Origin of the sequence: Pantoea sp. KPR_PJ (assembly GCF_041386365.1) — a bacterium.
Lineage (GTDB): Bacteria > Pseudomonadota > Gammaproteobacteria > Enterobacterales > Enterobacteriaceae > Pantoea.
On the sequence record NZ_JABMIK010000002.1, the window covers coordinates 147776 to 161257 of the forward strand.

Below are 13482 nucleotides of genomic sequence, written 5' to 3' on the forward strand. Positions count from 1 at the left end.
TTTTCCTTACCGCTGGAGCGCAGCAGATGCAAAATCCAACTTTATTGCAATTCTTTCACTGGTATTACCCGGACGGCGGCAAACTCTGGCCTGAAGTGGCAGAAAAAGCGGCCTGGCTGAGTGAAATTGGCATTACGATGGCCTGGCTCCCCCCTGCCTATAAAGGCGAATCGGGCGGCTATTCCGTCGGTTATGACAGCTATGATCTCTTTGACCTGGGAGAGTTTGACCAGAAAGGGAGTGTCGCCACCAAATATGGTGATAAACAGCAGCTTCTGGCAGCCGCGGATGCCCTGCGCAGCCATAATCTGGGTCTGCTACTGGATGTGGTGGTAAACCATAAAATGGGCGCAGATGAGAAAGAGCATATCCGCGTTAACCGCGTTAATCCTGACAACCGGGATGAGATAAGCGAAGAGGTCATCGAGTGTGAAGCCTGGACGCGCTTCCGTTTTCCCGCGCGCGCGGGCGAATACTCAAAATTTATCTGGGACTATAAATGCTTTAGCGGCGTTGACCATATCGAAAACCCGGATGAAAACGGCGTCTTCAAAATTGTGAATGATTACACTGCCGATGGCTGGAACGATCAGGTCGACAGTGAGCTGGGTAACTTCGACTACCTGATGGGCGCGAATATCGACTTTCGCAACAATGCCGTGCGCGAAGAGTTAAAATACTGGGCGCGCTGGGTTCGGGAACAGGTGCCCTGCACCGGCTTTCGCCTTGATGCAGTAAAACATATCCCGGCCTGGTTCTATAAAGAGTGGATCGACCATATTCAGGAGGTCGCTGACGAACCGATGTTTATCGTCGCCGAATACTGGTCGTTCGAGACCGACAAACTGCTGGAGTATATCCAGCAGGTCGACGGCAAAACCATGCTATTCGACGCGCCCTTGCATATGAACTTTCATCAGGCGTCAACCCAGGGCAGCGACTACGATCTCAGCCAGATCTTCGCTAACTCACTGGTACAGGCCGATCCCTGGCACGCCGTCACTATCGTTGCCAACCACGATACCCAGCCGCTACAGTCGCTGGAAGCGCCAGTCGAAGCCTGGTTCAAACCGCTCGCCTATGCGCTGATTCTGCTGCGCGAACAAGGCATCCCGACAGTATTTTATCCCGATCTGTTTGGGGCAAGCTATGAAGACGAAGGGGGTGACGGCGAGACACACCGCGTAGAGATGCCTGCTATCGCAGAGCTGGAGCCGTTGATTCGCGCACGTCAGTCTTACGGCTGGGGGGCGCAAACAGACTATTTCGATCATCCCAACTGTGTGGCATTCAGCCGCAGCGGCACCGCTGAGCAGCCCGGCTGCATCGTCATCATGTCAAACGGTGAGGAAGGTGAGAAAAGCGTGGCGATGGGCGAAGGCTTCGCGGGTAAAGCATGGCGCGACTATCTGGGCCACCGCGATGAAACGCTGACCGCAGATGACCAGGGCACGGTAACGGTGCGCTGCAACGGCGGCAGCGTTAGCGTCTGGGTCATCGCTGAGTAATGCGTAACGCCTTATTCCATCATCGCTGGTGGAATAAGGCATAAAGATTACTGCTTTTCTTCGTTCGCCCGGGTAATGGCGGACTTCAGGATTTCCGGCTCAATATTTTGAATAACGGCTGCGTTTGGCTGCTTCGTCACTTCCTCCAGCGCCTGCTGGCACTCCACCGTCGGACGTTCAACTTTGCGCAGCGTCAGACCGTCGTAGTGCAGCTCACCTTCATCCAGTTCCAGCGGCATCACGCGCGACTGACGATTAACGTTAACGTAGTCGCCACCAAGCAGCGTGAGTTTGCCCGGTTTGGCAATGACACGCATCCACTGGCGACAATCAAGCGTGCTGCCGTCAGCGTTAACGATCAGGCTCCCCAGCGCTTTATCGCTGCGTAATCCACTTTGTGGCCCCACCGTTTGCCAGTTACCCTGCAGGCTGGCGGGTGCTGGCGTTTGCACCGCATCCTGATAACTGTTGATTTGCGCACAGCCAGCCAGCGCCAGCGTGACCATCAGCATCCACTTTTTCATCTTTAATCCCTGAGATCGGTTCAATGGCGGCTAAGTTATAATTTTTCGCCTGCTTTCCGCAAGCTATCTCCGTCTGCGTTCGCGTTCCGTCCCCCATTTTTTTCCTCTTCACATGCCGGACAGAGATCCCTGACAAGGCCAGGGCGGTAAGTTACACTGGCGCGCTGCACCACTGCACTGATTCAGGAAACGTTATGAAAACGCCAGAAGCTTATTACGCGCAGGCGCGCGACATGTTTTTTACCGCCCATGCTGATTTCCAGGCCGCACTTGATGAGCTGACCGAAAGCGACGCCCGTCACGCCAATATGTCATTGCGTCAGCTGCGTGAATGGCACGCTGAACGCATTTATGCGGCCTTTCTGCGTCAGAAAAACCTCGACGGGATGATTTTCTCTATCCAGCTGGCAGAGCCTGACAAAGCCGTTGCCGCCGAAGCCATTGAAAATTACCTAAAATCTCATGCCGAGTCGCTGGGAATGACCTGGGAAGAGTTCTGCATCAAGAATGAACTTTGAGCGGCAAAATGTGAGCACACCTCCAACCAGTGAAATAAATCAGGATAAAATTGTACAACACACGAATAGTTGTATAACTTTAACCTACGACTTTGGTCGTGATTGTCCTTGAACGAATGGTGCGCTTGCACCGCCTCTGGAGGTGTTTGCTGGATTTCCACCTCCAGAGGTTTAATTTTTTCTACGTTATCATTCCCTTACTCCAGATCACCTCTTCCTGCCGTCCGATTTCCTCTTTCAGCATGACTTTGCGTCTTTCGCCGAAAAAAAAGCGTTTGCCCGCGTTGAGGTACTTGTCACTGGTTGTATTTACAGTATGATGTGCCAGCGAACTTCTTCCCTGTATGGAATAACAGTATGTTTGTGGAATTGATTTACGATAAGCGTAATGTCGCCGGCCTGCCTGGCGCGCGCGAAATGATTTTACGTGAGCTGGAAAAACGCGTGCAGCGGGTCTTTCCGGACATTGAGGTGCGTGTTAAGCCCATGGAGCGTAACGCTATCGAAACCGATATGAGCAAGAATGAAAAAGCGACGCTGGCACGCATCATTGAAGAGATGTTTGAAGAAGCAGAAATGTGGCTGGTGGCCGACTGATGCGACGGCCACCGGATGGAGCAGGATTACTTTTCCTGCTCGCTGTGGTTGATGGCAATTTCCATATCCTGGATCGCGGACTCTAAATCTTCCAGCAGCGTGCCCTGTTTGTTGAGCAGTGCGTCAATGCGTCCGGCAAACTCTTCATCTTTATATTCGCCAGCATCAAACGCGAGCCAGTGACTGGAGAGCGTTTCAGTATTGGTCTGCGCATAGTGGCGCATCTCTTTCAGCTGCGAGGTGACATCGCGCAGGTAGTCAGTTTTGCTTTTCGTTTCGACTGAATCACTCATACTGTTTTCCTTTTGCTGTTTTAACCAATGAATATCTCGCGTGAATGATTAAAGATAGTCGCTTATAACGAAGCCGCACCAGGAATATTCGGAAGTGTTACACGCTGATGCCCCGCATCAGACCGTAATAAAGAAGGAGACGTCCTGTCTCCTGTCTGGCTACTGCACCTTTCAGCGCAATTACAGATATTTGCGTGCCAGGGTGAACAGCTCGTCCCGGGCGGCATCACCGAGATGCTTAATGCCCTGCTGCACGAAATCAAACGCGGTTCTGAAATCTTTTACACCTGCGCTAAGGTCGTTTTGCACGCTTTGCGCCTCAGGCTGGGCTGCGGGTTCAGGTGCTTCACTTATAGATGCAGCGACTGGTGCCTCGCTTGCAGACTCAGCGACTGGTGCCTCGCTTGCAGACTCAGCGACTGATGCCTCGCTTGCAGACTCAGCGACTGGTGCCTCGCTTGCAGATACAGCGACTGGTGCCTCGCTTGCAGACTCAGCGACTGGCGCCTCGCTTGCAGACTCAGCGACTGGTGCCTCACTCGCAGACTCAGCGACTGATGCCTCGCTTGCAGACTCAGCGACTGGTGCCTCGCTTGCAGACTCAGCGACTGGTGCTCCACTGGCAGATGCAGCGACTGGTGGCTCACTTGCAGGCGCAGACAGCGGTGCGGGCGGCTCGTCAGCATTGCTGACCGAACTGGCCCCCCCGGCAGGGGCATCCGCCAGGGATGCCTGCGCCTCGGGCTGCGCCGGGGCTGCGGACGGTATCTCGGCCTGCACCCCGGTTTCAGCAGGCTGCTCTGCCGCCGACGCATCGCTCCCGGCAGGCTGCTGCGCATCAGGGCGATCGTCCCCGGCCTGAGCAACAGGCGGCACCTCTTCGGGAGTCTCAGAAGCAGACGGCGGTGGCATGTGCTGCGCCGTTGCATCTGCTGCCACATGCGTCTCTCCTGGCGTTTCCTCTGACGTTGCGGGTGCCACTGTCGAGGGCGAAGATAAGCGCTGCAGCTGCGGATCGGTCGGTACATTGCTGTCCGGTATAGCAAATTGCGGTAGCGCGGCGTCACCAGTCTGAGCGGTTGCGTTAATCATGCTGGTATCAGTCATAGCAGACTCCTTAGTGATGATAAACGATCGGAGGGCGTGATAGCCTTTCCCAATCAGGTTAAAAATTCGCATAAGGCTCTCCTCTTACTGCTTTACAGGGGGCTCATCCTGTATCACTACCCGCTTCACCTTGTCGGCGGTCTGCTCGGCAGTCCGATCGGGTAAGGCATCCAGCTTGTGCTGTAGCGCAGTGACCTGCTGTGCCAGCTTATCTACCTTGGCTTCACGCCTGGCAGCGGCATCGAGCGAAGCATGACGGATCTCTTCTACGCGGCGATTAGCAGCGCTATTTACGTAGAGGAACAAAATGGTCATCAGAATGCAGAGCAGTGACATGCCCAGCATCAACACGCCCAGCATCACTTTGCGTTTATGTCTCAACGGTCTGACTTCACTGTGAATCTCTGCCATCGCTGCGATCCTCCAAAGTAGTAATCAGTTTGTCGATTTCGTTGCGAAATTTGCTGTTATGGTCGGCGTCAGTCATCACCACCAGAATGCCGAGCGCGTTTTTGATTAAGCGCAGATCGGTTTCCAGAGTGGATATCCGGCGCAGATTGGCGTCATGGCGCGTGCGCAGATCATCATTTTCCTGTCGGAGCAAGGCATTACTCTCTTTCAGCAACAAGACCTGCTCTTTATAACTGGTTATGATTTCACCACCTGCGCGATTGCTGGTAACAATTGACGCGATACCTGCAATCAGCGGCTTCCAGAAAAGCGCGGCAGCGCCGCCGCCAAGCACTAACGCGCCAACACTGGTAATCAAACTACTCTCCATGCCTCACCTCGTAGCCTCAGGGGTAATCGCTGTTGACGACAGGCGTAAAACGCTAAGCGCCTTCCTCGCCGAAACTTAAGATTGCTTAAATTAACAGCTTAAGTATACTTAAGTCTGGCTCTCAGGAGATGTCAAGACAATGCAAAAAGAATCCACGGGTGAACGCATCCGCCTTCGCCGTAAATCACTGAATCTCACTCAAAAAGCAGTGGCCGAAAAAATTTCGGTCTCCCATGTTGCAATATCTCAATGGGAAAAAGAGGAGACGCTGCCGCGCGGTGAAAATCTGCTGCGACTGGCGGAAGCGTTAGGTTGCGCACCGGCATGGCTTGTTGACGGTGAAGGACCGATTTTAACTGTACACAGCCAGGCACAGGCAGGCATGCCGGTGCTGGCGAGAGAACAACTGTCTGGCTGGCTGGCGGATGCCTCGCAGATTGAGATTGCTGAACGCGTGCAGACCGAGCAGCCCTGCTCTGCCACCAGCTTTGCGTTCAGGCTCTGGGATAATGCGCTGTCGCCACAGTGTTTGCGAGGTGATTTGCTGATTATCGATCCCGACCTGTCACCGCTGCCAGGCGATCTGGTACTGGCATTGATGGAGGGTGAGGATTTTATCATGCGTAAATACCGCGCACGCGGTATTGACCGTTTTGAGCTTGTCCCGCTCAATGAAGACTATCCGCTGCTCTGTTCGTCGCAGCAGACGCTGGCAATTAAGGGCGTGCTTATTGAATGGCGCCGCTATCGTGATGCAACGAAGCAGTGACAGTTAGGGATTTACTTATTGTTCCTGCGGTTGTCAGCTAAACAGTCGGGTCTTGATCAACCTGTGGGTTATTCCACGTAACGATTTTCACCCGCCATGTGCGGGTCTTTTATTGCGTAATAAGAATTTCCTGTGACCCACAGCTATTTATTCATTCCCATGTAACCAGTCGAGTGAGACTATGACCCTGCGCTTTGCGCATACCCAATACGTAATGTGTACGAGAGTTCTGCTTTAACGAACTTGCCCGCTTTCGGCGGGCAATTTTTTAGCGAAAATGCCAGAGTAAAGCCGTCCGCAGACGGCTTTGACGCTAAGGATTCGGATCGTCATCCTCCGGGAACTCCGCGTCTTCGGGCAGATCCTCTTCATCCTCACCGGGAATGTCCTCTACGCTGCCTGGCACCTGACCGTCATCTGGAATCGGATCGATATCATCGGGACGTTCTGACATATACACCTCCGTTTACCCCATTTGGGTACATAACCAGTTTAGCGCAGTGCCTGTTGATATCGGTCCATGAATGGTTGAAACGTGAGCAAAGCGCGAAAGTGCAAAGATTGTAACGTTGCCGTTTGGCTTATCAGACAAGGCCTGTTCTGACGCAAGCCTTTATTTACGTCAGTAAATGTAGAGTTTTATTGACAGATCGCGGATTAGCTTCTTGAATTAAATAAAAGCAAACCTGACGTAATAATATAAGGAATATGATTATGACTGAACTGTTACATATTATCTCGGTAAGTGCGATTGTGGCTGGCATCTATTTGATTGAGTAGATAAACAATAACCAGAAGCATACGTCTCACGTTAATTCACCAGGTAATGGATTTATTTCCTGAAAGGGTAGCGTTAGCTGTTCATTAGCCATCGTCACTGAATGTTATTAGTACAAAATCAGGGGAGCCGCCTGTATTGCACCGGCCCACCCTGTCTGTTCAGAGATTAGTGGTGCAACATTTCGTCAACGACCTGCTCTTGCGTCAGCTGATAAGGATAATAGGTCGGCCAGTTATCCATCTCTTTTAACAATGCCTGTTGCGAGATATTGCCGGTGAAAATGTGGAAGTGGCTCGATTTACGCGGAGCGATAATATGGTCGCTGAACTGCACATATTTTGGGGCTTTGCTGCTGGCGTCACGGCACTCAAACAGATAGCGCACCCCTTTTTTGCCGGATGTATAATTTAAAATCTGGTGTCCTGCATAATTGTAGTGGCATGATGCCATGCTACTGCCCCGATAAAATGTAATCACGCCATTTTCAATTTCCAGCCGATTTATCTCTGTCGCATAACCCTTGCGATAATACTCTTTGATCTGCTGGACCGTCTTATGCCCGTCTCTCGCAGCTTTTTTCTGAAAGACAGGGTCAAGCTTGCCTTGCTGAAGTAAAGGGTAAACGGATTCCCATACGCCATCCCAGTCAGCAAGGGTACGATCCTTGACGTTCATATCATCAAATACGCCTTCTGCCGCCTTTTGCTCAATTTCTGACAAAGCAGGACCATGCGAATGGTGCCCATGTGCCATTACCTGGCCGCAGCACGCCATCACACTCAGAGCCAGTAACATCTTTCTTGTCGTCAACATCTTACCCTCCATGAAAACAGGCGGAAAATGTTATGATATAACATTTCTTATTGCAAGATGTGTGCGACAACCTCTTACGGTGTAAAGCGCTCAGACAGCGTTATTTCGCTGGCTGTGAGAGAGCACATTTTACGTTGCGTAATGCTTCAAGCTGCGAGAGGCGTGATTTCGCTTTCTCGCTGGCATTATGCCTGGCCAGGCCATTGCCAATACCAAAATCGCCCAAAAATCCCATTACGGTGCGGTAGTCAAAGCGACTGGTTTGTTTGATCTCCTGTTGAATAGCATGTGTTCTGGCGATCTCAAAATTAAGCGCCTGGCAGTTAAGGGTGACCGCCTCTTCGTTAGTGACTTCGGGTGCTTGTGGATACTGTTTGGTAGCGCATGCTGTCAAGCAAAGTGAAATTGCTGTCAATTTGCAGGCATTAGAAAAAGCACAAGGAATTGTAAGAAAACGGATTGTTAACATCAGGTTGAGAGATCCATAATTTTTGCCCAGCATCCAAAAGTAAGCTAGCTTGCATCTGCAGATTAATGTGAAGTAAACATTGGCCCTACTATAGTTCCTGCTCAAAACTGTCAATGGCATGAAAAGAGGTTGCTTTTAAGCTCAATTTCTCTTATCCAACTGAGTTGCCTTACTGAAAATTATTGTAAACAATCTTATTTATACAAGTCTAATTACATTCCAGGGATCACCTGCAATTTATAATAAAATTAAGTCACTATAAAATGAAATTTTAAAAAAACGCTCCACCAAAATTGTGATTAACACAACCATTCTTTTCTAATTTACTAATTAGAAAAGCAGAAAAAGCATTGATATCTTAACAAATACACTTACTAAAATAGTTTATCACTTCAGGTGCCTTTTTTACGATAACTCACTGTATGAAAATAGAAATTTAGTAAGAGATGGGATTTTACAAGTAGAAGGTTTCATTTCGGAGCAATAATGACGTGTACAGTAATTGCCTGAAAGGGTGCTTAACGCCCATGAGAAGAGATTAAAAATTAAGATGCTGCCTTATCAAAAAATAAACTAACAGCTTTTTAAATAAACATGATACTTTTGGGAAATCCGGAATTAAAAATTAGATTCCTTTAGATTGTCGCTTTCCAGATCATTTAACAAACAATCTTGTGCCTGCTCTAATAAAAACAGTGAAATTTTAATCACTGCATGTGTTGCAATCGATTATTTTAACAAATTACTTTTATTAGAGCGAGGGAGAAACTTTAGGAAGTTCTAATGGTAAATGCAGACCGAAAATCCTGATTCTGTAGCGCCTTTTTGGGAGAACAAAAAACTTAACTCTATCCTGTGCAGCCCGGAAAGCATCCCATCATTCTTTGAGGCTATTTTTTGGAATTGAACGAGTTTCTCTTAGAAGATGGCTGACTAAATCATCGAGAACAGGCGAGGCGACATGACTTTGTTGTCGAGATTTTGCTACCTCTATAGCTGCACGAACAGAAGCAATGCTATTCCGTTGGATAGCATAATCTTGTGAAGGCATTGTCCCGTGAAACCAGAATTGAACGTTCATTACATGTCCTTTTTGTAAATTTCCCTTACATATTACACATAAGAACATTCCGATTGAAGTGAATTTTTTTCACGCCTGACTAATTCTTAATCTGAAGTTGCTAAATGTGATCGGCGACGGAGATGCTATCAATCATGATATAATTATAAAAATAAACTATTACTGACACAACTAAACCGCAAAGTTACTATAAGAGTTGTGCAACATAACGATGTGTTATTAACTGTCAGATATGAACTGATATTTTACATGGTGAGCTTAATCCTTGTTAAAGATGAGCCGCTTATAATTGGTTATGACAAAGATAGAGCAGCGTGTCGTTGCCACGGTTAATCTCGTGGGCAGCCTCGTTATAACGCTCTTGCAGCTCATCTACTGTCACGCCGCTCATCGAAGTCCGATTGTTGAAATCGACCTCTTTGTCAAAGCTAATGTTCTACTGACGAGCTGCGTTCTTCAGGGATGATTCGCCAGTCCACATTCGACCTTCTCAAGGCTGACGCAGGCTTATATCCCGAATCAAGGAAACCGATAGCATCATCCGACATATCGCCGATAGTCAGCACACGGTCGTTGTGCAGATCGTTGAATATCAGCTCATCTTTAAAACCGTATTCGCACCATGTGCGCTCATGTTTCGCATTCAGCCTTATGCCGAGATTAAATGCCATGGCGCTCGCACAGACAAACCTGCTGTCATTCAGCGCGTGATTGACGGCGAGCGTCAGTTTGTCAGTCATAGTTTGTTCGTAGCTGGGATCCAGGTAATAAAAAAGGCTACGCTAGCAGCCTTTAGTTTTCTTATTAGAAAATGAATTTTAATGTAAGGATCCTGTCGCAAAAGACTATGAGACCCTCAGCATTTAATTTTCCATCCAAATAAAGCCGGTGGTTTTCCAGGATACACGTCCAATACAAGACCACGGTTTTATTAGCATGCAGCAAATCTTCCGTCATAATCCATACATTATTACCTCCAGAAAGTAAATTATTGCGTTTTATTTCATTATCTTTGTATTCTTTACGCAACTCTTCTGAGGCTAATCTGCCAGGCGACTGTAATAAAAGATATTTATAGTCAGAAATCGATAGTTTGAAAGCCATTTTAGCTTTTAATTCATCCTGCTTTTTCCACCTAAACACTGCCCATACAGCGATAATTGCAGCCGCAGCAGGAGCAATAGCAGAGGCAGCTGACCAAAATGTTGACCAACTTATATCACACATAAAATATCCTTTTACTCAAAAAGGCTATGTTACGCTATCAATTAAGTATGTTCTTTATCGATTTCTTTGCAGACGCTTGGGGATCAGTATTCCTATCGTCTGAAGTTTGCGCTTAATGTGCCCATTAAGAACATAGCGGATGCCCTCCCAGCAGTGCTCATCACCATAAGCCAGCTTAGGCAGTACCTCACCAGTAAAGCGATCAGTTTTGTATAACCCTATACGGACATCACGCGCAACGTTCTAGCATCGTGGGTGGATAATGATCTCATCAACGCCGCAAAGGTGGGCAATGCCATCCTTAATGCTGCCCTGCCACCTCTCAGCAGTTGAGATGTTGAAGCCCTGCAGTGAGATAGCTGATCGTTTCAAATCGTGCAGAGCCTGCTTTAGTAGGCCATTCACGAGAGCCGGGTATTGTGTCGTAAAGCGCTTATCAGTGATGCTGCCGTCGCGTTCTGGGTTCCATGTTGCCCATATTTCAGAGTCATCCTCTCCGACAGTTGGGTCAAGCTTTTGCCATGCGATTTCACTGACAGTCTCGGCCTCATCAACCGAGCCCTGCAAGATGCGTGCTTTCGACTTTATACTGTCGAGATTATGCCGCAGTCCTGCAAAGGCGTACGTCACCAATTTGTCGATAGCGCGGATGTAATTCTCGCCCGTATCAAAGTTGGAAGCCAGCCACGGCACTAACAGGATTGCCTGCTTAACCTCCTGCATGCTCGATGCTTCAAGCAAGTTCATAGATGCACGCGCGCAGAAAATTACGCCGCTCTCCCCATTCATCATCGCCTGATATGCCTCAGGAGTGTTATCAGGGCAAAAGCGCGCGTTTTGGCGCTGTCTCATCCGCCATATAAGCAACGGCAGCGTTTGTGTGAAGAGGTGAAAAGTGGAGCAAGCCTGGCTGATATGGGAAGTTGACAGCTTCACTTATGGTTTTGGCTCAACAGAGAGAAGCTGAATTGTCGTCGGCTTAGTTGCCATGCTGCTATCAGATGATTTGTGATCGATTTCCTGACTGACTTTGTCGCCGTATTTCTCCGGGTTCATGCGGGCTAATGCCCACTTGCGCGTATCGATGCGCAGCCGTGCTTTACCTACTGCAGCGGCCTCTTCGGCAACACTGTCGGCTGTGTCGAATATCTCCTCGAAAATTGCCTCAGTGCGCGTCTCGGTTGCTTTCGCGTATGGGTCGTAAAACTCGTCATGTTGAGTCAGCCAGCGTTATACGGTGGCCTTGTTCGGCATATCCTGGCGCTCACAAACTTTACGCAGGCTGTCACCATCGGCAAGCAGTGAACAGATGTCAGCAGCTACCTTTGGTAGATAATCAGAAGAACGACCATTTTCAGCTTAGGTCGCCATGCGCTCTCACCTCTCTTGCAAGAGACAAAAAATCTCCACAGGTATTAACCACTACAAGAGAAGCGACACATTTCCGTGTTGCCCATTGTTAAACTAACCCTTAAGGAGAACATTGTGAAATTAGAAATGAAACTGGCATTGATTGATTCGGCTAACGCCTTTGCACCAACCATCCAGGAAATTATTATTTGGCTTCTACGTCGCTAACCGGCAGATGCTCCATCATCAGCACATCATCCGGCACGAGGTATACCCATGTCCCCTCTTCCTGAGCAGTACTTATGAAGCTGCCTGGGTCCTCAAGCATGACTCATCCCTCTCTGGATCTGTTGCATATAAGCCATTAAGATAATCCAGGACTTTTACTAAAGGAATGATATGAAGCATTTGTTCATCATCTTAGGCGCATTCGCATTGAGCGCTTGTTCCAACACCCCTGTTCCAACAAACCAGGCAAATGAAGTAACAGGCTCTAAGCTATTAACCACCATATATTCATCCCCAACTGACAATACAGGCACGCTTATAGTCAAGCGTGATTCTGGAAAAATGGGGAGCTTGTGTACTGTTCACGTATTTATTGACGGCATCCCGCTGGCTAACCTTGAGTCAGAAGAAAAAGTAACTTTCCACTTGTCTCCTGGTAACCATATCCTTAGCGCAAACCCCAAAGGTGCTTGCCCCGGCGGTCTTAGTGAGCTAACTACGGATGTGACTGCCAAGAAAACGCAGGTTTTTAGGGCTAGCTTTGCAAGCGCTGGTGATTTTAGTTTATCGCCCACAGCCTTCTAATGTACTTCGTCAGCGAGATGACTCTGCCAGCCTTAATTTGCCGCTCGCTCAGTGATGCCAACATAACTTACGCCATGCTTCTCAAATACAGTGCGTATGGAAAAGGAACCAGCCTGGGAAGCCAATGTGATGGCCTCTCAGTCTGGTTTTGCCATAGTTACTCTAAGAAAAACCGCCCAGAGGTGGTTAATGTGAATTTACAGACCAATCAATGGCATTTCAGGCAGATCGCTTTTAAAGCCCTGGGCTGTTTTATGATCCACCACAATGGTTACCTGGATAAAATTACACTCATGAAAAGTGCAGTTAATGAATTTTAATACTCCATTCAAATGCACGCCCTTGATATTCTGCGGTAGAGCGACCAACTCTCCACAATAATTAAAGCTGGAATTTGATATACCTCCTGAACCGCCAACCATGATAGCCATCGGTCCTACAAGCGTGCATCTTCTAAAAGTCTTATGCATTTGATTATCATTACATGGCAACCTTAGCTCTTCAAGATTTATGACCTTTCCTTCAAAATTTTCAGCCAGAGGATTAACTTTATCTGATGATACTGTCAATTTAGAGAAGTATTCTTCTTTTGCTTTTTTTGACAACGTGCTTTGATGCAAAAGTCTCAGGACGTAGAAGAGGGTTACTATAAACATAAATATTATCAAATATCCTAAAACGCCTGACCTGGCTAAATAAGGTTGAGCTTTTGATAACCAAACCGTCACTGTTGTACCGCTTACAACAGCCACTAGCGTAAAAATCTTTTCCAAAATTGAATAAGTTGAATCAAATTTCTTTAAACCGCCACTCAAAGAGTTCCTCATCTTTTCTCCCTATACGCTGCTTTT

At 48.2% G+C, this 13482-nt stretch carries 17 protein-coding genes and 3 pseudogenes; 5 read left to right on the plus strand and 15 right to left on the minus strand.

The features are described from left to right. Window positions 1-26 precede the first annotated feature (26 nt). Window positions 27-1508, plus strand: coding sequence for an alpha-amylase (gene amyA / locus HP564_RS05360; protein WP_371240955.1), 1482 nt, complete (start codon window positions 27-29; stop codon window positions 1506-1508). A gap of 47 nt (window positions 1509-1555) precedes the next feature. Here the strand turns inward: amyA and yedD are convergent, their stop codons facing one another. Beyond that, complete coding sequence (gene yedD, locus HP564_RS05365; RefSeq protein WP_371240957.1) at window positions 1556-2032, minus strand: lipoprotein YedD; 477 nt, start codon at window positions 2030-2032, stop codon at window positions 1556-1558. Between the two features lie 194 nt (window positions 2033-2226). On the opposite strand from yedD, the gene HP564_RS05370 reads away from it, so the two are divergent. Both HP564_RS05370 and HP564_RS05375 read left to right on the plus strand, forming a co-directional pair. Further along, window positions 2227-2550, plus strand: coding sequence for a DUF6388 family protein (locus HP564_RS05370; RefSeq protein ID WP_371240959.1), 324 nt, complete (start codon window positions 2227-2229; stop codon window positions 2548-2550). Window positions 2551-2907: 357 nt separating this feature from the next. After that, window positions 2908-3147 carry a DinI-like family protein gene (locus HP564_RS05375; RefSeq protein ID WP_371240961.1) on the plus strand — a complete coding sequence of 80 codons (240 nt, stop codon included), beginning with the start codon at window positions 2908-2910 and terminating at the stop codon, window positions 3145-3147. 26 nt (window positions 3148-3173) lie between these two features. On the opposite strand, the gene HP564_RS05380 is transcribed toward HP564_RS05375, so the two are convergent. The 4 genes from HP564_RS05380 to HP564_RS05395 all read right to left on the minus strand — a co-directional run bounded on the left by HP564_RS05380 (window position 3174) and on the right by HP564_RS05395 (window position 5328). Beyond that, a complete protein-coding gene (locus tag HP564_RS05380; RefSeq protein WP_371240962.1) occupies window positions 3174-3440 on the minus strand; it encodes a hypothetical protein in 267 nt (88 codons plus the stop codon). 180 nt (window positions 3441-3620) lie between these two features. Then, window positions 3621-4547, minus strand: coding sequence for a hypothetical protein (locus HP564_RS05385; RefSeq protein WP_371240964.1), 927 nt, complete (start codon window positions 4545-4547; stop codon window positions 3621-3623). 84 nt (window positions 4548-4631) lie between these two features. Further along, on the minus strand, window positions 4632-4958 hold the full coding sequence (locus HP564_RS05390) for a hypothetical protein (protein WP_371240966.1): 327 nt from the start codon (window positions 4956-4958) through the stop codon (window positions 4632-4634). Then, window positions 4939-5328: a hypothetical protein gene (locus tag HP564_RS05395; protein WP_371240968.1), complete on the minus strand. Its 390-nt coding sequence runs from the start codon at window positions 5326-5328 to the stop codon at window positions 4939-4941. Before HP564_RS05395 ends, HP564_RS05390 begins: the two co-directional genes overlap by 20 nt. 139 nt (window positions 5329-5467) lie before the next feature. On the opposite strand from HP564_RS05395, the gene HP564_RS05400 reads away from it, so the two are divergent. Further along, the gene (locus HP564_RS05400; RefSeq protein ID WP_371240969.1) at window positions 5468-6097 is read left to right on the plus strand and encodes a helix-turn-helix domain-containing protein; all 630 of its coding nucleotides are present in this window, start codon (window positions 5468-5470) and stop codon (window positions 6095-6097) included. 313 nt (window positions 6098-6410) lie between these two features. On the opposite strand, the gene HP564_RS05405 is transcribed toward HP564_RS05400, so the two are convergent. From HP564_RS05405 to HP564_RS05445, 9 genes and pseudogenes are all read right to left on the minus strand, one after another. Next, entirely contained in the window at window positions 6411-6551 is a 141-nt protein-coding gene (locus HP564_RS05405; protein WP_371240971.1) for a hypothetical protein, read from the minus strand. 492 nt (window positions 6552-7043) lie between these two features. Further along, complete coding sequence (gene zinT / locus HP564_RS05410) at window positions 7044-7691, minus strand: metal-binding protein ZinT (protein WP_371240973.1); 648 nt, start codon at window positions 7689-7691, stop codon at window positions 7044-7046. A 100-nt stretch (window positions 7692-7791) separates the two neighbouring features. Beyond that, the gene (locus tag HP564_RS05415) at window positions 7792-8160 is read right to left on the minus strand and encodes a hypothetical protein (protein ID WP_371240975.1); all 369 of its coding nucleotides are present in this window, start codon (window positions 8158-8160) and stop codon (window positions 7792-7794) included. 877 nt (window positions 8161-9037) lie between these two features. After that, window positions 9038-9241: a hypothetical protein gene (locus tag HP564_RS05420; RefSeq protein WP_371240976.1), complete on the minus strand. Its 204-nt coding sequence runs from the start codon at window positions 9239-9241 to the stop codon at window positions 9038-9040. Between the two features lie 307 nt (window positions 9242-9548). Further along, window positions 9549-9825, minus strand: a pseudogene (locus tag HP564_RS05425) (hypothetical protein); the annotation flags it as partial. 220 nt (window positions 9826-10045) lie between these two features. Beyond that, window positions 10046-10468, minus strand: a complete 423-nt coding sequence (locus HP564_RS05430; protein ID WP_371240978.1) for a hypothetical protein — start codon at window positions 10466-10468, stop codon at window positions 10046-10048. Between the two features lie 54 nt (window positions 10469-10522). Continuing rightward, window positions 10523-11385, minus strand: a pseudogene (locus tag HP564_RS05435) (phage terminase large subunit). A gap of 19 nt (window positions 11386-11404) precedes the next feature. Then, a pseudogene (locus HP564_RS05440) lies at window positions 11405-11824 on the minus strand (ubiquitin carboxyl-hydrolase); the annotation flags it as partial. A gap of 199 nt (window positions 11825-12023) precedes the next feature. Continuing rightward, complete coding sequence (locus HP564_RS05445) at window positions 12024-12146, minus strand: hypothetical protein (protein WP_371240980.1); 123 nt, start codon at window positions 12144-12146, stop codon at window positions 12024-12026. A gap of 71 nt (window positions 12147-12217) precedes the next feature. Here HP564_RS05445 and HP564_RS05450 point away from each other — a divergent pair, with 71 nt between their 5' ends. Continuing rightward, window positions 12218-12631 (plus strand): hypothetical protein, encoded by a 414-nt coding sequence (locus HP564_RS05450; RefSeq protein WP_371240982.1) that lies wholly within the window; start codon window positions 12218-12220, stop codon window positions 12629-12631. Between the two features lie 197 nt (window positions 12632-12828). On the opposite strand, the gene HP564_RS05455 is transcribed toward HP564_RS05450, so the two are convergent. Beyond that, entirely contained in the window at window positions 12829-13458 is a 630-nt protein-coding gene (locus HP564_RS05455; RefSeq protein ID WP_371240983.1) for a hypothetical protein, read from the minus strand. Between the last annotated feature and the right edge of the window lie 24 nt (window positions 13459-13482).